General features: G+C 69.0%; 17 protein-coding genes and 1 tRNA gene. 10 read left to right on the forward strand and 8 right to left on the reverse strand.

What is annotated here, in order from left to right; all coding sequences use genetic code 11:
- Window positions 1-61 precede the first annotated feature (61 nt).
- Window positions 62-520, forward strand: coding sequence for a MarR family transcriptional regulator (locus SFC76_RS04370; RefSeq protein ID WP_322848270.1), 459 nt, complete (start codon window positions 62-64; stop codon window positions 518-520).
- A 10-nt stretch (window positions 521-530) separates the two neighbouring features.
- Here SFC76_RS04370 and SFC76_RS04375 read toward each other — a convergent pair whose 3' ends face one another.
- On the reverse strand, window positions 531-761 hold the full coding sequence (locus SFC76_RS04375; RefSeq protein ID WP_322848271.1) for a hypothetical protein: 231 nt from the start codon (window positions 759-761) through the stop codon (window positions 531-533).
- A 138-nt stretch (window positions 762-899) separates the two neighbouring features.
- On the opposite strand from SFC76_RS04375, the gene SFC76_RS04380 reads away from it, so the two are divergent.
- The gene (locus tag SFC76_RS04380) at window positions 900-1,268 is read left to right on the forward strand and encodes a nuclear transport factor 2 family protein (RefSeq protein WP_322848272.1); all 369 of its coding nucleotides are present in this window, start codon (window positions 900-902) and stop codon (window positions 1,266-1,268) included.
- 54 nt (window positions 1,269-1,322) lie between these two features.
- On the opposite strand, the gene rpsU is transcribed toward SFC76_RS04380, so the two are convergent.
- Together rpsU and SFC76_RS04390 are read right to left on the reverse strand one after the other, a co-directional pair.
- Window positions 1,323-1,523: a 30S ribosomal protein S21 gene (rpsU, locus tag SFC76_RS04385; protein WP_037535892.1), complete on the reverse strand. Its 201-nt coding sequence runs from the start codon at window positions 1,521-1,523 to the stop codon at window positions 1,323-1,325.
- Window positions 1,524-1,557: 34 nt separating this feature from the next.
- Window positions 1,558-2,454, reverse strand: coding sequence for a hypothetical protein (locus tag SFC76_RS04390; RefSeq protein WP_322848273.1), 897 nt, complete (start codon window positions 2,452-2,454; stop codon window positions 1,558-1,560).
- A 240-nt stretch (window positions 2,455-2,694) separates the two neighbouring features.
- Here SFC76_RS04390 and SFC76_RS04395 point away from each other — a divergent pair, with 240 nt between their 5' ends.
- Window positions 2,695-5,949, forward strand: a complete 3,255-nt coding sequence (locus SFC76_RS04395; RefSeq protein WP_322848274.1) for a PAS domain S-box protein — start codon at window positions 2,695-2,697, stop codon at window positions 5,947-5,949.
- On the opposite strand, the gene SFC76_RS04400 is transcribed toward SFC76_RS04395, so the two are convergent.
- On the reverse strand, window positions 5,946-6,809 hold the full coding sequence (locus tag SFC76_RS04400) for an aldo/keto reductase family oxidoreductase (protein ID WP_322848275.1): 864 nt from the start codon (window positions 6,807-6,809) through the stop codon (window positions 5,946-5,948). The two genes, SFC76_RS04395 and SFC76_RS04400, sit on opposite strands and share 4 nt — an antisense overlap.
- Window positions 6,810-6,915: 106 nt before the next feature.
- Here SFC76_RS04400 and SFC76_RS04405 point away from each other — a divergent pair, with 106 nt between their 5' ends.
- Entirely contained in the window at window positions 6,916-7,809 is an 894-nt protein-coding gene (locus tag SFC76_RS04405; RefSeq protein WP_322848276.1) for a LysR family transcriptional regulator, read from the forward strand.
- 60 nt (window positions 7,810-7,869) lie between these two features.
- On the opposite strand, the gene SFC76_RS04410 is transcribed toward SFC76_RS04405, so the two are convergent.
- Window positions 7,870-7,944, reverse strand: a tRNA-Gly gene (locus SFC76_RS04410).
- Window positions 7,945-8,097: 153 nt separating this feature from the next.
- Here SFC76_RS04410 and SFC76_RS04415 point away from each other — a divergent pair.
- The 3 genes from SFC76_RS04415 (at window position 8,098) to SFC76_RS04425 (ending at window position 13,784) form a co-directional block, all read left to right on the forward strand.
- A complete protein-coding gene (locus SFC76_RS04415; protein WP_322848277.1) occupies window positions 8,098-8,871 on the forward strand; it encodes a hypothetical protein in 774 nt (257 codons plus the stop codon).
- On the forward strand, window positions 8,780-10,333 hold the full coding sequence (locus tag SFC76_RS04420; protein ID WP_322848278.1) for a DNA polymerase Y family protein: 1,554 nt from the start codon (window positions 8,780-8,782) through the stop codon (window positions 10,331-10,333). The genes SFC76_RS04415 and SFC76_RS04420 overlap by 92 nt, the downstream gene beginning before the upstream one ends.
- 121 nt (window positions 10,334-10,454) lie before the next feature.
- Entirely contained in the window at window positions 10,455-13,784 is a 3,330-nt protein-coding gene (locus SFC76_RS04425; RefSeq protein ID WP_322848279.1) for an error-prone DNA polymerase, read from the forward strand.
- Between the two features lie 39 nt (window positions 13,785-13,823).
- Here the strand turns inward: SFC76_RS04425 and SFC76_RS04430 are convergent, their stop codons facing one another.
- Both SFC76_RS04430 and hisC read right to left on the reverse strand, forming a co-directional pair.
- Entirely contained in the window at window positions 13,824-14,729 is a 906-nt protein-coding gene (locus tag SFC76_RS04430) for a prephenate/arogenate dehydrogenase family protein (RefSeq protein WP_322848280.1), read from the reverse strand.
- Entirely contained in the window at window positions 14,729-15,823 is a 1,095-nt protein-coding gene (gene hisC / locus SFC76_RS04435) for a histidinol-phosphate transaminase (protein ID WP_322848281.1), read from the reverse strand. The genes SFC76_RS04430 and hisC overlap by 1 nt, the downstream gene beginning before the upstream one ends.
- Before the next feature lie 60 nt (window positions 15,824-15,883).
- Between hisC and metX the strand changes: the two genes are divergently transcribed.
- From metX to SFC76_RS04450, 3 genes are all read left to right on the forward strand, one after another.
- Window positions 15,884-16,999 carry a homoserine O-acetyltransferase MetX gene (gene metX / locus SFC76_RS04440; protein WP_322848282.1) on the forward strand — a complete coding sequence of 372 codons (1,116 nt, stop codon included), beginning with the start codon at window positions 15,884-15,886 and terminating at the stop codon, window positions 16,997-16,999.
- Window positions 16,996-17,583: a methionine biosynthesis protein MetW gene (metW, locus tag SFC76_RS04445; RefSeq protein WP_322848283.1), complete on the forward strand. Its 588-nt coding sequence runs from the start codon at window positions 16,996-16,998 to the stop codon at window positions 17,581-17,583. Before metX ends, metW begins: the two co-directional genes overlap by 4 nt.
- A gap of 87 nt (window positions 17,584-17,670) precedes the next feature.
- Window positions 17,671-18,072, forward strand: coding sequence for a response regulator (locus tag SFC76_RS04450; RefSeq protein ID WP_416222381.1), 402 nt, complete (start codon window positions 17,671-17,673; stop codon window positions 18,070-18,072).
- Here the strand turns inward: SFC76_RS04450 and SFC76_RS04455 are convergent, their stop codons facing one another.
- Window positions 18,073-19,545 carry a sensor histidine kinase gene (locus SFC76_RS04455; protein ID WP_322848633.1) on the reverse strand — a complete coding sequence of 491 codons (1,473 nt, stop codon included), beginning with the start codon at window positions 19,543-19,545 and terminating at the stop codon, window positions 18,073-18,075.
- Window positions 19,546-19,629: the final 84 nt, after the last annotated feature.

Raw genomic sequence — 19,629 nt, forward strand, 5'->3', positions numbered from 1 at the left:
GTCCAGAACTATTTGTCGCGATAATCATTTTCATGCTAAACCGTTGGCAAGGAGAGTGACGATGCCCGGTCCGCTGCCGCTCGATGAACAATTGTGCTTCTCGCTGTACGCCGCGACGATCGCGATCAACCGGGCGTATAAGCCGGTGCTAGACCGCCTCGGCATCACCTATCCGCAATTCCTGGTGCTCCAGGTGTTGAGCGGCGCGGAGGACGGCGTGCCCGTCGGCACGATCGCCGAACGGCTGGCGCTCGAACCGAGCACGATCACGCCGCTGGCGAAGCGGATGGAGGCGGCGGGGCTGGTCACGCGGCTGCGCAACCCCGCCGACGAGCGGCAGGTGCGCGTGCGCCTGACCGACGCGGGCCGCGACCGCTGGCGCGAGACCGGCTGCCTCGCGCCGATGATCGTCGAACGTACCGGGATCAGCCGCGAACGGCTCGCGGCGCTCAACGCGGAGGTGACCGCGCTGCGCCGGGCGCTGGCGCTCGATCCGGCGGCGGAGTCGGCCGCCGCCTGACCGGGGAGCGTCAGCCCTTGCGCTCGGCGCGGGCGCCGACGATCATGCGCCGGGCGATCGCGCGCACCGCATCGTCGTCCTTGCTGCCGTCGCCGGCGGGATCGCCGAGATGATCGAGGCTGCGCTCCATATAGTCGAGCAGCCCGGGATGGCGCTCCTCGACATATTCCATCAGCTTGAACAAGAGATGCTCGGTGGCGATCTCGCGCTGGCGGGTACGAATGGCGGTGTCGTCGGTCATGATGCCTCCTGTGAGAGAGGCGCCAACGCACCATCGCGCGGTTGGTGACGCGGCCGGCGCCGGTGATTTGCGTGCCGTGCCGCGGGAACATTCGGGGTCGCGCCCCGCTTCCTCCCTGACCTCATGGGAGAGAATGCGATGGACGACAGCCGTTTGTGGAGCTTCGAGCAGAGCCTGTGGACCGAAGGTCCCGACAATTACCGCGAGAAGGTCGACCCCGAGGTCGTCATGGTGCTGCCGCGGCCGCCGTTCGTGCTGCGCGGCAGCGAGGCGATCGACGCGGTCGCCGACACGCCGGTGTGGAACGCGGCGGAACTGACCGAGCGGCAGGTGTCACGGCCGCAGGAGGGCCTGATCGTCATCGGCTATCACGTCCACGCGCAGCGCGACGGCGAAGCCTATGAGGCGCATTGCACCTCGACGATCCGCCGACTCGAGCATGAGGTGTGGCGGGTCGTCCAGCATCAGCAGAGTCCGGTCCTCGCCAAGGCGGTCGCGAACGGCTGACGCACCACCGCCGTCCGGCCGGGGCCGGACGGCGGTGGCATCATCCGACGGGGATCAGCGGTCGCGTTCGGCGCGCTTGCGATCGGCCTTGCGCGCACGGCTCACCGCGGCGGCATGCTCGCGGGCGCGCTTTTCCGACGGCTTCTCGTAATGCCGGCGGAGCTTCATCTCGCGGTAGACACCCTCCCGCTGGAGCTTCTTCTTCAGGGCGCGGAGGGCTTGATCGACATTATTGTCGCGAACGATGATCTGCATGGAAGGTCTTTGCTTTCGGTGGGCACCAATGCGCCTAATTGAAGTTCTTGCGCGCCATCGTCAACCGTGGATCGTGGCAGAATCGGCAATTCGGACCCACGAAAGCGGCTTTTGCGGCGGTTTTGCCCTTCAACTGCCAGTCGAGCCAGTTGGTTGCGACCAAAGCGCCGACTCCGCCATGCGGTTGCATATAGGTGCCGCCATGGCCGACGGGGATGTTGACCAGCGCCGCGGGGACGTGGTCGATTCGCCGGAAATCGTCGGTGCCGTTGGCGGCGGCGATGTCGGTCGGACCGCCGAGCACGTAGAGCACCGGCCCGTGCAGCCCGGCGAGCAACGCCTTGTCCGAGACGATTCCGGCGATCGGATTGGCCCCCTCGGGAAAGAAGCCGCTGTTCATGATGATCGCGGTCTTGACGCGCGGGTCCTGCGCGGTCGCCAGCGCCTGTAGCCCGCCGCAGCTCCACCCCGATGCCGCCACCCGATCGACCGCGATATGGCCGCGCAGCGGGCTGCCGGCGCGACCGTTCTCGCGTTGCGCCCAGTCGATCGCGTCGGCGAGCAGCCGGGTCGGCGTCGCCACGGTGAGTTTGGCCGCGGGCGCGGCGGCGGGCGGGGCGGCCGGCGGTGTCGGTGTCGGTGTCGGGCCGGGAATGCGGCCGGCGGCGATGACCAGATAGCCGTGCGAGGCGATCTCCAGCAGATGATTGCGCGAACTCGTCCCGTCGGCGCTGCATCCGCCATTGCCCCAGACGTAGATGCCGAGTCGCTCGCCCTTCAGCCGCGTCAGATCGGCGGGGCGATAGACGACATGGTCGGGCAGGTCTGGCCGCTCCTCGAACAGCGCGGGATAGCGGCCGGTGCCTTGTTCGGGTGCCTGGGCGGCGGGCGCGGCGCTTGCCAGCAGTGCGGCGACGAGAAGAAAGCGCATGATCGAAACCGCTTGTTGGAGTGGACGCGGAGCAGGGTGGTCCGCCCGAACGACGTTGACCAGCGGAAATGCGTCCGGCGACGCGGGTTAAGTCGCTGCAACCATTGGCGCTTTACTTCGGGTGGTAGCGGCAGGCCGGCTGCCGCATCGCGGCCATTGCCGCTTTTGGACCGTTTCGGTACATGATCTCCAGCGGTCGCTGGCCGTTCACGTCCGCATATGGCTGGATCAACGAGCGAAATGGACCCCATCACCGAGCGGGAGACGCAGAGGCTCGCAGCGCTGGACCGCTATGCGGTGATGGATACGCCGCGCGAAGCATCGTTCGACGAACTCGCCGCGCTGACCGCCCGGTTGTGCGAGGCGCCGATCGCGGTGATCAACCTGGTCGCCGCGGACCGCCAGTTCTTCAAGGCCGAGGTCGGCCTTGGCGTGCGCGCGACGCCGCTGGAAAGCTCGTTCTGCGTCAAGGCGTTGCTGGAGGACGATCTGCTCGTCGTGCCGGATCTCACCCGCGACCCCCGCTTCGACTGCAATCCGCTGGTGGTCGGCGAACCGCATATCCGTGCTTACGCCGGCGCATTGCTCAAGACCGACGACGGGCTGGCGATCGGCACCTTGTGCGTGCTCGACCATCGCGTCCGCCCGTTCACCGATCTCCAGCAGGAAACGCTGCGCGTGCTCTCCCGGCAGGTGATGGCACAGCTCGATCTGCGTCGCGCGGTGGAGGAATGCGATCGCCGCTACGGCCAGTTGCGCGCCAGCGAGGAGCGGCTGCGGCTGATCCTCGACAGCGCGCGCGATTATGCGATCGTCACCACCGACACCGATCGCCGCATCACCAGTTGGTCCGCCGGCGCGGAGGCGACGTTCGAATGGACCGAGCAGCAGGCGATCGGCCGGCCGATCGACGATCTGTTCCTGCCCGAGGACCGCCGCGCCGGCATCCCTGCGCGCGAATGCGCCACCGCCGCCGCGGAGGGCTGCGCGCCCGACGTGCGCTGGCACCTGCGCGCCGACGGCACGCGCGTGTTCATGACCGGATCGACGCATCCGATCATCGAGCGCGACGGCGGCCACAGCGGTTTCCTCAAGATCGCACGCAACGAGACGCGCGAGCGCAGCCAGGCGGAGGAACTGGCACGCACCCGTATCGAGCTGGTCGACAGCGAAGGGCGCTTCCGCAACATGGCCGATCATGCCCCGGTGATGATGTGGGTGACCGATCGCGACGGCCATTGCATCTATCTCAACCGCCGCTGGTACGATTTCACCGGCCAGACCGCCGCCGAGGCGCAGGGGGCCGGCTGGCTCGACGCAACCCATCGCGATGACCGGGCGAAGGCGGCGCGCCTCTTCCGCAAAGCGCATGCGGCGCGCGTGCCGTTCCGCCTCGACTATCGGCTGCGTCATGCCGACGGCAGCTATCATTGGGCGATCGACGCCGCCTCGCCGCGGTTCGGGCCGGAGGGCGAGTTCCTCGGTTATATCGGCTCGGTGATCGACATCCACGACCGGCGCGAGGCGGAACGGCGGCTCGCCGACAGCGAGGCGCGCTACCGCACGCTGTTCGAATCGATCGAATCGGGCTTCTGCGTGGTCGAGGTCGCACCCGCCACCGCCGATACGCCGACCGACTATCGCGTCGTCGAGGCCAATCCCGCTTTCTACCGCCAGACCGGCTTCACTACGGCGATCCACGGCCGCTGGCTGCGCGAATCGATGCCCGATCTCGAAGAGCATTGGTACGAGGTCTATGGCCGTGTCGCGGCGAGCGGCGAACCGGTGCGGTTCGAACAGGGATCGGCGGCGCTCGGTCGCTGGTTCGATATCGCAGCGTTCCGCGTCGGCGCCCCCGCCGATCGCCGCGTAGCCGTGCTGTTCAACGACATCTCCGCACGCCGCGCCGCCGAAGAGACGTTGCAGCGGCTCAACGATCGGCTGGGCGACGAGGTCACCGAGCGTACCGCCGAGCGCGACCGGATGTGGGAGACCTCGCCCGATCTGATGCTGGTGATGGATGCCGGCGGGGTGATCCATCGCGCCAACCCGGCATGGACGCGGATGCTCGGCTATGACGCCGACGAGCTGATCGGCCACCACGTCAGCGATTTCATCGTCGCCGAGGATCATGACGAGACGATCGACGCCTACGAACGCGCCGCCGCGGGTGGCAGGTCGAACGTCGAGAATCGCTATCGCCACAAGGACGGTTCGATCCGCTGGATCGCCTGGGTGGCGGCGCCGGCGGGGGACATGACCTATGCCTCCGGCCGCAACGTCACCGCCGAGAAGGCGCAGGCAGCCGCGCTGGCGCAGGCCGAGGAGCAATTGCGCCAGGCGCAGAAGATGGAGGCGGTCGGTCAGCTCACCGGCGGCATCGCGCATGATTTCAACAATCTGCTGACCGGGGTGATCGGTTCGCTCGATCTGTTGCAACGGCGCCTCGCGCGCGGCGAGACGGACAAGGTCGAACGCTATGCCACCGCCGCGATCACCTCCGCCAACCGTGCCGCCGCGTTGACGCATCGGCTGCTCGCTTTCTCCCGCCGCCAGCCGCTCGATCCCAAGGCGGTGGATGCCAACCGGCTGGTCGCCGGCATGGAGGAACTGCTCCGCCGCACGATCGGCGAGAGCATCGCATTCGAGATGGTCGGCGCGATCGGGCTGTGGCGGACGCGCTGCGATCCGCACCAGCTCGAAAGCGCGATCCTCAACCTCGCGATCAACGCGCGCGACGCGATGCCCGACGGCGGCACGCTGACCATCGAGACGAGCAACGCGCGGCTCGACGCCGCCTATGTCGCGCAGCAGCGCGACGTGCGCGCGGGCGACTATGTCTGCGTCTGCGTCACCGATACCGGCACCGGCATGTCGCCCGAGACGATCGCGCGCGCGTTCGAACCCTTCTTCACCACCAAGCCGATCGGCCAGGGCACCGGCCTGGGGCTGTCGATGATCTACGGTTTCGCCCGCCAGTCGGAGGGCCATGTCCGTATCTATTCCGAACTCGGCCGCGGCACCGCGATCAAAATGTACCTGCCGCGCCACCACGGCGCGGCGGATGCCGCCGACGCGGTCGCGCCCGCGACGGACGAGGCGCATCGGGCCGCGGGCGAGGTGGTGCTGGTCGTCGAGGACGAGACGGCGGTGCGCGACCTCGTCGTCGAGGTGCTCCGCGACCTCGGCTATCGCGCGGTGGAGGCGGCGGACGGGCCTGCCGGGCTGAATTTGCTCCAGTCCGGCATGCGCGTCGACCTGCTCGTCACCGACATCGGCCTGCCCGGGCTCAACGGCCGCCAGGTCGCCGACGCCGCGCGCCAGCAGCGGCCCGAGCTGAAGGTGCTGTTCATGACCGGCTATGCCGAGAATGCGACGATCGCCAACGGCTTCCTCGAACCCGGCATGCAGATGATCACCAAGCCCTTCGCGATCGACGCGCTGACTGCCCGCATCCGCGGAATGATCGAGGGCACGTCGATCGCCGGCGATTAGGCGGCGGGCCGGCCGATCGCATCGAGCGTGGCGATCGCCGCATCGGGCAGGACGAGCGACGCCGCCGCGAGATTCTCGTGCAGATGCGCGAGCGACGACGTGCCGGGGATTAGCAGGATGTTGGGCGAACGCTGCAACAGCCAGGCCAGCGCGACCTGCATCGGCGTCGCCGATAGCTCCGCCGCGACCGCCGACAAGGCCGCGGACTGCAGCGGGCTGAACCCGCCGAGCGGGAAGAACGGCACGTAGGCGATACCCGCCGCCGCCAGCATGTCGATCACCGCATCATCGTCGCGATGCGCCAGATTATACTGGTTCTGGACGCAGACGATCTCGGCGATGCCGCGGGCCTCCTCGATCTGCGCCGGCGTGACGTTGCTGATCCCGATCTGCCGTACCAGCCCCTGCCGCTGGAGATCGGCGACGACCGAAAGCGGCGCGGCGAGCGATCCTTCCGCCGGGCCATGCGCATCGAACATCAGCCGCAGGTTGACGACGTCGAGCGTTTCGCGCCCGAGGTTGCGCAGATTGTCCTCGACCGCCGCGACCAGTTCGTCGCGGGCGAAGGCCGGCAGCCACGATCCGTCGTCGCCGCGGCGCGCCCCGATCTTGGTGACGATCACCAGATCCTGTGGATAGGGCGACAGGGCCTCGCGGATCAGCTGGTTGGTGACGTGCGGGCCGTAGAAATCGCTCGTATCGATATGGTCGACGCCGGCCGCCACCGCGGCGCGCAGCACCGCAAGCGCCTGGTCGCGATCACGTGGCGGGCCGAAGACACCGGGGCCGGCGAGTTGCATCGCGCCATAGCCGAGTCGCTTCACGCTGCGTTGCCCGAGGGAATAATGTTGATCGGTCATGTCCGTCTCCTTGCTCGTAGCGATCAGTGCTGGGCGATCAGTTAGGCGTTGCGGATCAGGGCGATAAGCCGGCATGATCGGCACGGGCTGTGCGGAAAACCGAACGATGATTGCCGATCTCGCCGACCTCAACGCGTTCCTTGCCGTCGCCCGGGCACGCGGGTTTCGCGACGCGGCGCGTGCGAGCGGATCGAGCGCGTCGACGCTGAGCGAGGCGGTGCGGCGGCTGGAGGCGCGGCTCGGCGTCCGGTTGCTCCACCGCACGACGCGCAGCGTCACGCCGACCGAGGCGGGATCGCGGCTGATCGAACGGCTGACGCCGGCGCTGGGCGAGGTCGCGGCGGCGCTCGAAACGGTCCATCTGTTCCGCGACCGTCCCGCCGGTACGCTGCGGCTCAACGTGCCGGTCAGCGCGGCGCGGCTGGTGCTGCCGGCGATCCTGCCCGGCTTCCTCGCCGCCTATCCCGACATCCAGGTCGAGATCGTCGCCGAGGACGGCTTCGTCGACATGGTCGCCTCGGGCTGCGACGCCGGCATCCGCTACGACGAGCGGCTCGAACAGGATATGATCGCGGTGCCGATCGGCCCGCGCATCCAGCGGTTCGCGACCGCCGCCGCCCCCGCCTATCTCGACCGCCACGGCCGGCCGACGCATCCGCGCGACCTGCTCGGCCACGCCTGTCTGCGCGGCCGCTTCAGCAGCGGCGCGACGACCAGCCCGTGGGAGTTCGAGCGCGCCGCCGAGATCGTCCGGATCGAGCCGCAGGGACCGCTGATCGCCAGCGTCGGCGGCGCCGCCGACCTCGTCGTCGACATGGCGGTGGCGGGCAGCGGCATCGTCCATCTGTTCGAGGACTGGCTGCGCCCGCATCTCGACCGCGGCACGCTCGTGCCCGTGCTGGAGGAATGGTGGCAGCCGTTCTCCGGCCCCTTCCTTTATTATTCCGGCCGCCGCCTCGTTCCGCCGCCGCTGCGCGCCTTCGTCGACTTCATCCGATAGCGCGCGGACACGCGAAAAGCGGCCCGTAGGACCGCTCTGTCATGTCACGATGTCTGAAACTGGAGCGGGCGAAGGGATTCGAACCCTCGACCCCAACCTTGGCAAGGTTGTGCTCTACCCCTGAGCTACGCCCGCTCTGGCGCCGTATTCCGGTTGCTCCTGCGAGCCACCGTTTGGGTGAGGCGCGCCACTAGCAGCGCTTGTCGGGGGCTGCAACAGCAATCGTACAAAATCAGCAACACGATTTCGGCTTGGCGACTCAGTCATTAGAACATTACAAGAACATGCATGAGCGACTCGTCCGCCCTGATCGCCCGTCTGCGGCGCCTTGCCGCCGGTGACGGCGCTGCGCAAGCCGTCGCCGCGCCCGTCGACGCCTGGCTGGCGCAGGGGCTGACGCGCGCGCAACTGCATGAAATCTATGCGGTCGAGGAGGGTGACGGGCCGAGCGGTGCGGGCTTTGGCATCGCCGTCGCGCTGGCGGCACGGGCCGTGCCGCTGCTGTGGCTGCGGACCGAGGCGTGCGAGCGGACGCAGGGACGGCTGCATGCCGGCGGACTGATCGAACTCGGCCTGTCGGCCGACTCGCTGGTGCTGGGAATCGTCGCGGACGAGGCGGCGCTGCTGCGCGCCGCGGCGGATGCGGCGCGCTGTCCGGGGCTGGGCACGGTGCTGGTCGAGAGCGTCGGCCGCGCGCCGGGGTTCGACCTCACCGCGACGCGGCGGCTGATGCTCGCCGCCGAATCGTCGGGCGTCACCGTGCTGTCGCTGCGGGTCGGCGCCGAACCGACCGCCAGTGCGGCGGCGACGCGCTGGGGCGTGGCGGCGGTGCCGTCGACCGCACTTGACCAGGGCGCGGGCGCGGGTGCGCCGGGCTTCGCCGCCTTCGATATCGAATGTCTGCGCCGGCGCGGCGGCCCCGCGGGGCAGCGCTGGCGCGTGGAGTGGGATCGCGATGCCAAGAGTTTCCGTGGAGCGTCGCTATCTGGCGCTGGTCTTTCCGTGGCTCCCGGTCGAGCGGCTGCGCGCCACCCGGCCGCACCTGTTCGCCGGACGGGGTGAGACGCCGGTCGCCTTCGTCGAGACCGTCGGCAACGCCATGCGGCTGACCGCGACCGATCTCGCCGCGGCACGCGCCGGGCTGGAGCCCGGGCTGACCCTCGCCGATGCGCGCGCGCGGGTGCCCGAGCTGGAGGTGTTCCCCGCCGATCCGCATGCCGACATGGACTGGCTCGAACGGCTGGCGGACGGCTGTACGCGCTACAGCCCGACGGTGGCGCTGATGCCGCCCGATGCTTTGGTGATCGACATCGCGGGTTGCGCACATGCCTTCGACGGCGAGCGCGCGCTGGCGGCGGATGTCGAGGCGCGGATGGCGCGGCGCGGCATCCTCGCGCGCCACGCCTTCGGCGACACGCCCGAGATCGCGCGGGCGCTCGCCCGTTATGCCGGCGCGCCGGCGCCCGACGAGACGCGCGCGGTCAAGCGGCTGCCGGTGGCGGCGCTGGAGCTGGACGCGGATGCGACGGTGGCGCTGACGCGGGCGGGGCTGAAGACGGTCGGCGACGTCATGGCGCGGCCGCTCGCGGGGATCGCCGCGCGCTTCGGCGAGGAGGCGGCGACCGCGGTGCGGCGGCTGGCGGGCGATCACAAGGCGCCGGTCAAGCCGCGGGTGCGCGTCGCGCCGGTCGCGGTCGAACGCCGCTTCGCCGAGCCGATCGCGCGCACCGATTATGCGCTGGAGGTGCTCGAAGAGCTCGCCGCGGATGCCGCCGGGACGCTGGCGGAGCGGCATCAGGGCGGGCGGCGTTGGGAGGCGCGGCTGTTCCGTGCCGACGGCCATATCCAGTCGCTGCGCGTCGAAACCGGGCAGCCGACGCGCGACGTGCCCTTGCTGATGCGGCTGTTCGCCGAGCGGATCGACAGTCTCGCCGACCCGCTCGATCCGGGTTTCGGTTACGATCTGGTGCGCCTCGACGTCGCGCTCGCCGAGCGGCTCGACGCGGCGCAATTGCGGCTGGAGGGCGGCGCGGCGGCGCGCGAGACCGGCGCGGGGGAAGGGCAGGTCGCGCAACTGGTCGATCAGCTCTCCACCCGGCTCGGTCGCGGCCGGGTGCGGCGGTTCGGATCGCGCGACAGCCATATTCCCGAACAGGCCGAACTGATGCTGCCCGCCACCGCCGACGCACCGGCGAGTGCCTGGCCGGCCACCGAGGCGGGCGAGCCGCCGCTGCGCCCGATCTATCTGTTCGACCCGCCGCAACCGATCGAGAGCGTCATGGCCGAGGTGCCCGACGGCCCGCCGCACCGCTTTCGCTGGCGGCGGCGGGTGCATGAGGTGGCGCGTTCGGAAGGACCGGAGCGGATCGCCGGCGAATGGTGGCGTCGCCACGACACCGCGATCCCGACGCGCGATTATTACCGCGTCGAGGATCGCCGCGGCCGCCGCTTCTGGATCTTCCGCCACGGGATGCACGACGAACAGGCGCATCCGCGCTGGTATCTGCACGGCCTGTTCGCGTGACTATTGGGGCCATGCCTCCTGCCGTTCGGACGGAGCCCGTCGAGGCCGCTGTGGGTGACGGCAAGCCGGCCGTCGATAGGATCGGGGCGATCGGGCGTCGGGCGGGGCGGAACACTCTCTCATGACCGCGTTCGCCGAACTCGTCGCGGCGACCAATTTCTCGTTCCTCGAAGGCGCAAGCCACGGCGAGGACATGATCGCGCAGGCGGTGGCGCTGGGCCATGCCGGCATCGGCATCGCCGACCGCAACACCGTCGCCGGCGTGGTGCGGGCGCACAAGGCGCTGCGGCTGATCCGCGCCCGCGCGATCGAGGGCGGCTTTGCCGATATCGACTTCAAGCTGGTGGTCGGCGCGCGACTGGTATTCGCCGACGGGACGCCCGACATCGTCGCCTATCCGACGACGCGGCACGGCTGGGGCCGACTGACGCGGCTGCTGACCACCGGCAATCTGCGGGCGCGGAAGGGGGATTGCATCCTCGGCTTCGGCGACCTGCTGCGGCATCTCGACGATCTGCTGGTGATCGTGCTTCCCGCATCGAGCGCGCGTCCGCACGAGGCACGCGATGGGGCGATCCTGCCGCCGCCGCGGGCCGATGCGGGGCTCGACGCGACGGTGCGAGGCCTCGCCAGCGCCGCGCCGGATCGCGTCTGGCTCGGCGTGACGATGCCGCGCACGGGGCGCGACCGTCGCCGGTCGCTGCACCATGCCCGGCTGGCGCAGGCGATCGGCGTGCCGTTGCTCGCCACCGGCGACGCGCTCTATGCCGAACCGGCCGATCGGCCGCTGCACGACGTGCTCACCTGCATCCGGCTCGGCACGACGATCCGGTCGGCCGGGCGCCGGCTCGCCACCAATGGCGAGCGCCATCTGAAAACGGGCGCCGAAATGGCGCGGCTGTTCGCCGATCTGCCACAGGCGGTCGCGGAGAGCGGGCGCATCCTCGACCGCATCGCCTTTACGCTGACCGATCTCGCGTATGAATATCCGCACGAGCCGGTGCCGCCAGGCTGGGCGCCGCAAGCGTGGCTGGAGCACATCACATATGCCGCGGCCCGCCAGCGCTTTCCCGACGGCATACCGGCGCGTCTGCAAAAGCTGCTCGACGAGGAACTGCCGCTGATCGCCGAGCGCCAATATGCCTTCTACTTCCTCACGGTGCACGACATCGTCCGCTTCGCACGCGAGGAATGCGATCCGCCGATCCTGTGCCAGGGGCGCGGATCGGCGGCGAATTCGGCGGTCTGCTGGCTGCTCGGCGTCACCTCGGTCGATCCGATGCGCTACGACCTGCTCTTCTCGCGCTTCGTCTCCGCGGAGCGCGACGAGCCGCCCGATATCGACATCGATTTCGAGCACGAGCGGCGCGAGGAGGTGATGCAATATATCTACCGCCGCTATGGCCGGCATCGCGCGGCGATCGCGGCGACCGTCATCCACTACCGCCCGCGCAGCGCGGTGCGCGAGGCGGGCAAGGTGCTGGGGCTGAGCGAGGACGTGACGCAGCGGCTGACCAGCACCGTCTGGGGCAGCTTCGCCGATCGCTTCGAGTCCAAACACCTCGGCGAGACCGGATTTGCCGTCGACAATCCCGAGATCGCGCGGCTGCGCGACACGGTCGACCGGCTGATCAAATTCCCCCGCCACCTGTCGCAGCATGTCGGCGGCTACGTGCTGACGCAGGGGCGATTGGACGAGACGGTGCCGATCCATCACGCCGCGATGGCGGATCGCACCTTCATCGAATGGGACAAGGACGATATCGACGAACTCAAGATCATGAAGGTCGATATCCTCGCGCTGGGCATGCTGACCTGCATCCGCAAGGCGTTCGACCTGATGCGGGAGAACGGGCTGGAAAGCCACGATCTCGACAGCATCCCGCCCGACGATCCGCCGGTCTACGACATGCTGTGCAAGGGCGACAGCATCGGCGTGTTCCAGGTCGAAAGCCGCGCACAGATCAATATGCTGCCGCGCCTGCGCCCGCGCAAGCTGTACGATCTGGTGGTGCAGGTGGCGATCGTGCGGCCGGGGCCGATCGAGGGCGACATGGTCCACCCCTATCTGCGGCGCCGGGCGGGCAAGGAGCAGCCGGAATTTCCCTCGCCGCATCCGCCGCACGATCCCGACGAACTGCGCACGCTGTTGCGGGAAACCTATGGCGTGCCGCTGTTCCAGGAACAGGCGATGAAACTCGCGATCGTCGCGGCGGAATTCACGCCGGGCGAGGCCAACCAGTTGCGGCGGGCGATGGCGACGTTCCGCAACGTCGGCGGCATGGAGGATTTCCAGGCCAAATTGGTCGAGGGCATGGTCCGCCGCGGCTATGAACGCGACTTCGCGATGCGCTGCTACAAACAGATCGAGGGGTTCGGCAGCTACGGCTTTCCCGAAAGCCATGCGCTGTCGTTCGCGCGGCTGGTCTATGTGTCGTCGTGGATCAAATGCTTCCACCCAGCGGTGTTCGGCTGCGCGATCCTCAATTCGCAACCGATGGGGTTCTACGCGCCCGCGCAACTGGTGCAGGATGCGCGCGCGCATGACGTCGTCGTGCGGCCGATCGACGTCAACGCCAGCGGCTGGGACAATGCGCTCGAACGGCTCGACGATGGCGGGCTCGCGATCCGGCTCGGCTTCCGCCAGATCGACGGGTTTCGCGAGACGTGGGCGACGGAGCTGGTCGCGGCGCGCGCGGCGGGGGCGTTCGCCGATGTCGAGGCGGTGGCGGCGCGCGCCGGACTGCCCAAGCGCGGGCTCGACCTGCTCGCCGACGCCGATGCCTTCGGTTCTATCGCGCTCGGCCGGCGCGACGCCTTGTGGGAGGTGCGGCGTACCCCGCCCAAGCAGCTCGCGCTGTTCGCCGCGGCCGACGCGCCCGAACTGGGTCGCGAGGTCGATGCGCAGCTCCCCGCGATGCCCGCCAGCGAGGAGGTCGCGGTGGATTACCAGACGACGCGGCTGTCGCTGAAGGATCATCCGATGCGCTTCCTGCGGCCGCTGTTCGCCGCCGAGGGGATCGTCTCAAGCGCGCAGGCGGGGCGGCTCAGGGACGGGCGGCGCGCGCGGATCGCCGGCGTCGTGCTGGTCCGCCAGCGGCCGGGCAAGGGCAATGCGATCTTCGTGACGATCGAGGACGAAACCGGCGTCACCAACGCCTTGATGTGGGCGCGCGATTTCGAGGCGAACCGGCGCGCGGTGATGGCGGCGCGGCTGCTGGTGCTGGAAGGCGTGATCCAGCGCAGCGAGGAAGGGGTGATCCATTTGATGACGGTCAAGGCCTATGATCGCAGCGTGGAGCTGCGGCGGCTGTCGTCGGACTACAATGCCGAGACGCCGCTGCTGCCGGTCGACGAAGTGATCCGCCCCAAGCCGATCGCGAGCCGCGACCCCCGCGGCCAGCATCCGCGCGACGTGCGCATCATGCCGCCGTCACGCGATTTCCATTGAGGGGGGGCGGAGCACGGTCGGGGGGAATGAGGGGCGATGCTAATGGCTGCGCCCGAAGTCTGGTTTGGCGTCGTCCTGCCCCTGTTCGATGATCGAGCGGCGGATCGCGCGGGTGCGCGTGAACAGGTCGAAGAGCTGGTCGCCGTCGCCCCAACGGATCGCGCGTTGCAGCATCGTCACGTCCTCGGTCAGCCGCTGAAGGATCTCCAGCACCGCCTCGCGGTTGTTGAGGAAGACGTCGCGCCACATCACCGGGTCGGAGGCGGCGATGCGGGTGAAGTCGCGGAAGCCGCCCGCCGAGAATTTGATCACCTCGCTCTGCGTCACCTCTTCGAGGTCGCTGGCGGTGCCGACGATCGAATAAGCGATGAGGTGCGGCACGTGGCTGGTCACCGCGAGCACGAGGTCGTGGTGGCGCGGCGTCATGATCTCGACCTGCGCGCCGAGCGCCTCCCAAAAGGCGCGCACCCGGGCGACCGGCGCCTCGGCCGTGCCCTCTTCGGGGGTCAGGATGCACCAGCGGCCGCGGAACAGCGTCGCGAAGCCCGCCTCCGGCCCGCTATGCTCGGTGCCCGCCACCGGGTGGCCGGGGACGATCGTCGCGTCCGGCAGCACCGCGCGCAGCGCCGCGAGCACGCTGGCCTTCGAGCCGCCGACGTCGCTGACGATCGCCTCGGCGGGCAGATCGTCGGCGAACTCCGCCGCCACCGCCCCCATCGCGCCGACCGGCACGCAGAGCATGACCAGATCGGCGTCGATCACCGCGTCGCCGGCGCTGTCGGCGATATCGTCGGCGAGGTCGATCCGCTCAGCGATCGCGCGCACCTCCGGATCGGCGTCATAGCCGGTGATCCGCACCGTCGGCATCGCCTGCCGCACCGCGCGCGTGACCGACGAGCCGATCAGCCCGAGCCCGATCACCGTCACCCGCGCGAACGGCAGCATCAGGCGGTACGCTCCGTCTCGGCGCGCAGCACCGCGACGACGTCGCGCATCTCCGCCACGGTGCCGATCGTGATGCGCAACGCCTGCGGCAGGCCCTGGCCGGGCAGCCAGCGCGTCGCATAACCCGCCGCCATCAGCGCCTTGTACGCATCCTCCGCGGTCAGCAGCCCCTCGAACAGGACCAGCACGAAATTGGCCTTGCTCGGCACCGCGCGCAGGCCGGGCAACGCATCGACCTGTTCGCTGAACCAGCCGCGCCATTCGCGATTGTGGCTGCGGCTGCGCTCGACGAAGCCGGCATCGCCCAGCGCCGCGATCGCCGCGGCCTGCGCGCCGATGCTGAACGCGAACGGCGCGCGGATACGGTGCATCGCGTTGATGATCTCGGGTGACGCATAGCCCCAGCCGACCCGCTCGGAGGCGAGGCCGAAGATCTTCGAGAAGGTGCGCGTCACCAGCACGTTGGACGCGCTACGTGCGAGGTCGAGCGCACCGTCGTCGTCCTCCGGCTCGAGATACTCGGTATACGCCTGATCGAGCACCAGCAGCACCGAATCGGGCAGGCCGGCGTGCAGCCGCGCGATCTCCGCGGCGCTCGAATAGGTGCCGGTCGGATTGTTCGGGTTGGCGACGAAGACGACCTTGGTCCGCTCGGTCACCGCGGCGAGGATCGCGTCGACGTCGGTCGCATAATCGCGATCCGCCACCACCACCGGGGTCGCGCCGACCCGGCGCGTCGCGATCTCGTACACCGCAAACCCGTAACGGACGTGGATGATCTCGTCGCCCACGCCGGCGAAGGTGCCCGCGGCGAGGTGGAGCACCTCGTCCGAGCCGGTGCCGTAGATCAGCCGTTCCGCCTCGACCCCGTAATGCGCGGCGAGCGCGGCGCGCAGGTCGATCGCGGCAGCATCGGGATAGCGTTCCAGATGATCGGCGGCGGCGCGATAGGCGGCGCGCGCCGGCGCGGGCGTGCCGAACGGATTTTCGTTCGACGAGAGCTTGACGACCTTGCGGCCGTCCTCGCTGGTGGCGCGGCCGGGGACATAGGGCGCGATGCCCAGGATCCAGGATTTGGGGGCGGGTGCGGTCATGCCACGGCCTTAGCGGGCGCGTGCTTGCGTTGACAAGAAGAGCGCCGTAGCGAGCCGGTAATGACCGGGGACGACCGTTTCGGATGCAACCGCCATGTGACGCTGCCGGGGCCGCTGCGCCTCGACGGCGGCGTGCTGCTGTCGCCGGTCGAGATCGCCTATGAGACCTATGGCAGCCTCACGCCCGATGGCGGCAATGCGATCCTCGTCTGCCACGCGCTGACCGGCGACCAGCACGTCGCCTCGGCGCATCCGCGCACCGGCAAGCCGGGCTGGTGGACGCGGATGATCGGGCCGGGCAAGCCGATCGACCCGGCGCGCGACTTCGTCATCTGCGCCAACGTGCTGGGCAGCTGCATGGGCTCGTCCGGCCCGGCGAGCGTCAATCCGGCGACGGGGCGGCCATGGGCCATGGCCTTCCCCGTCATCACGATCCGCGACATGGTCCGCGCGCAGGCGATGCTGCTCGACCATCTCGGTGTCGGCCGACTGAAGGCGATCGTCGGCGGCTCGATGGGCGGCATGCAGGCGCTGAGCTGGACCGCGACCTTCCCCGACCGCATCGACGCGGCGGTGATCATCGCCTCGACCGCGCGGCACACCGCGCAGAACATCGCCTTCCACGAGGTCGGGCGACAGGCGATCATGGCCGATCCCAATTGGCAAGGCGGCGACTATTATGGTGGCGAACCGCCCGCGGCGGGCCTCGCGGTGGCGCGGATGGCGGCGCACATCACCTATCTGTCCGAGGCGGGGCTGACCGAGAAGTTCGGCCGCCGCTTGCAGGCGCGGGAGGCGAAGAGCTTCGGCTTCGACGCCGATTTCCAGGTGGAAAGCTATCTGCGCCATCAGGGCCTGAGCTTCGTCGACCGGTTTGACGCCAACAGCTATCTCTACATCACCCGCGCGATGGACTATTTCGACCTCGCCGAGGAACATGGCGGGCTGCTCGCCAACGCCTTCCGCGCCAGCCGCGCGCGCTTCTGCCTCGTCAGCTTCGACACCGACTGGCTGTATCCGACCAGCGAATCGCGCAGCATCGTGCAGGCGCTCAACGCCGCCGGCGCGCCGGTCAGCTTCGTCGAACTGTCGTCGCCCTACGGCCACGACGCCTTCCTGCTCGACGCGCCCGAGATGAACCGCGTGGTCGACGGTTTCCTGCGGGGCGGGCGATGACGCTGCGTCCCGATCTGTCGGTGATCGCCGATCATGTCGCACCGGGCAGCCGGGTGCTCGACATCGGCTGCGGCGACGGCGCGCTGATGGCGGCGCTGCGGGATACGCGCGGCTGCGACGCGCGCGGGCTGGAGATCGATTCGGGCAACGTCGCCGCTGCGGTGGCGCGGGGGTTGTCGGTGATCCAGGGCGATGCCGACGTCGATCTGGCCGGCTATCCCGACCAGAGCTTCGATTATGCGATCCTCAGCCAGACGTTGCAGACCGCGCGCGCGCCCGATTTGGTGCTCGACCATCTGCTGCGCATCGGCCGGCGCGCGTTCGTCAGTTTCCCCAATTTTGCGCAATGGCGGGTGCGCGTGTCGCTGTTGTGGGGCGGGCGAATGCCGGTGACGCGGCAATTGCCCGAACAATGGTACGACACGCCCAACATCCACCATGTCACGATCGACGATTTCCGCGCCTTCCTGAAGCAGCGCCAGGTCGTGGTGGAGGGCGCCTGGTTCCTGTCGGGCGACAAGCAGCGCAGCTCGGCCGCCGCCAATCTGCTCGCCCAACATGCGATATTCCTGTTGCGGCGTTAACGACGATATGTCTGTTTTTGACTTTGATATGGTAAAAAGCGGAACTATCCGGATCAACAAAGGTTTGGAGCACCCAAGCCGGGACGCATGATGACCAAGACCGCTCTCATTGTCGAAGACGAGATTTTCGTGGCGTTGGACCTCGAGCGGATCCTGCTCGATGCCGGTTACACGGTCGCGGCGATCGCGGCGGACAGCGACAGCGCGATCCAGGCGGCTCCCGGTTGCGGCTTCGCCTTCGTCGACGTCAATCTGCGCGACGGACCGACCGGCCCCGGCGTCGCCGAGCGGATGGCGCGCGATTACGGCGTCAAGGTCGTGTTCGTCACCGCCAATCCCGCGCAGATCGATCGCGGCATGGAATGTGCGCTCGGCTATATCCGCAAGCCGTTCAGCGAAGCGGCGATCCTCGCCGCCGCTGCGTTCGCCACCGATGGCGAGCGGCCGGCCAACGACGATATCGTCATGCTCGGCTCCAATATCGCCTGATCAGCCACGCCGAAAGGCGGCCAGTGGTACGGTGATCGTCATCACCAGTCCCTCAGGACGCCAGTCGCGCGTCACCGTGCCGCCGAGCTGACGCACCGCCGACAATTCAATCAGCTGGCTGCCGAATCCCTGCGGCCCGTCGGGCGCGATCACCGGCGGCCCGCCGCATTCGGTCCAATACAGCGTCGCATGATCCTCGCCGCGTTCGACGGCGACCGTGATCGTGCCGCCTTCGGTCGACAGCGCGCCATATTTGGTCGCGTTGGTGGCGAGCTCGTGAAACAGCAGCGCGAGCGGCGTCGCCGACCGGTCGTCGATCGCGATCTCGTCGCCGGTCACCGCGATCGGCGGATGATCGCCGCGCCGATAGGGTTCGAACAATTCGCCGAGCAGGCCGTGCAGGCTGTCCTGCTGCACCGCGGGGCGCGACTGCGGGCTATGGGGCCGGACGAAATCATGCGCGCGGCCGAGCGCGGTGATCCGCTGGCGCAAGTCGGCGGCGATCGGTGCGAAGCCCGGATGGCTGCGCGCCGCGAACGAGATCAGCCCCGAGATCACCGAGAAGATGTTCTTGATCCGGTGGGACAATTCCTGGCTGATCACCTCGCGCTCGTGCAGCGCCAGTTTTTGTTCGTGGATGTCGGTACAGGTGCCGAACCAGCGCGTGATCCGACCGCCGGCATCGCGGATCGGCAGCGCACGGCCGAGCACCCAGCGATAGGTGCCGTCGAAGTGACGCAGGCGATATTCGATTTGATAGGGCTCGCCGGACGCCAGCGAATGACCCCAGACTTCCCAGGCGCGTGCCTGATCCTCGGGGTGGAACACGTCGTTCCAGCCCTCGCCGTCGGTCGATCCGGGCGGCGTACCGGTGAATTCGTACCAGCGCGCGTTGTAATAATCGTGATAGCCGTCGGGTAGCGTCGACCACACCATCTGCGGCATCGTGTCGGCGAGCGTGCGGAACCGGTCCTCGCTGTCGGTCAACTGGCGGCGGGTCGCCTGGTCGGTCGCGCGCCACGCCGCCGCGTCGCGGCTGTCGCGCAACCGTGCCATGACGTTGTCGGCGAGCGTCGTCAGACCCTGTATCTGCAGCTTGGTCAGCCCCTTGCGGGGAATGGTGTCGATGACGCAGAGCGATCCCAACGCGATACCGTCGTCGGAGATCAGCGGCGCACCGGCGTAGAAACGCAGATGCAGGTCGCCGGTGACCAGCGCATTGTCGATGAAGCGCGGGTCCTGCGTCGCGTCGGGGATCACCATGATCCGGTCCTCCAGCATCGCATGCTGGCAGAACGACATTTCGCGCGGCGTCTCCGAAATCTCGAGCCCGGTGCGCGACAGGAAGGTCTGCTGCGTTTCCTCGACCAGGCTGACCAGAGCGATCGGCGTGCCGCACAAGGCGGCGGCGAAATCGGTGATCTTCTTCAGCGACGCGCTGTCGCGCAGCGATTCGAGATCATAGGCCTGCATCGCGGCGGTGCGCGTCGCCTCGTCGACGTGCCAGCCGGGGGCGACGGGCGCGCGCGCCGGTTCGACCGGCGGCACGCCGCAATG

This window comes from Sphingomonas sp. CD22 (genome assembly GCF_034556155.1).
Taxonomy (GTDB): domain Bacteria; phylum Pseudomonadota; class Alphaproteobacteria; order Sphingomonadales; family Sphingomonadaceae; genus Sphingomonas.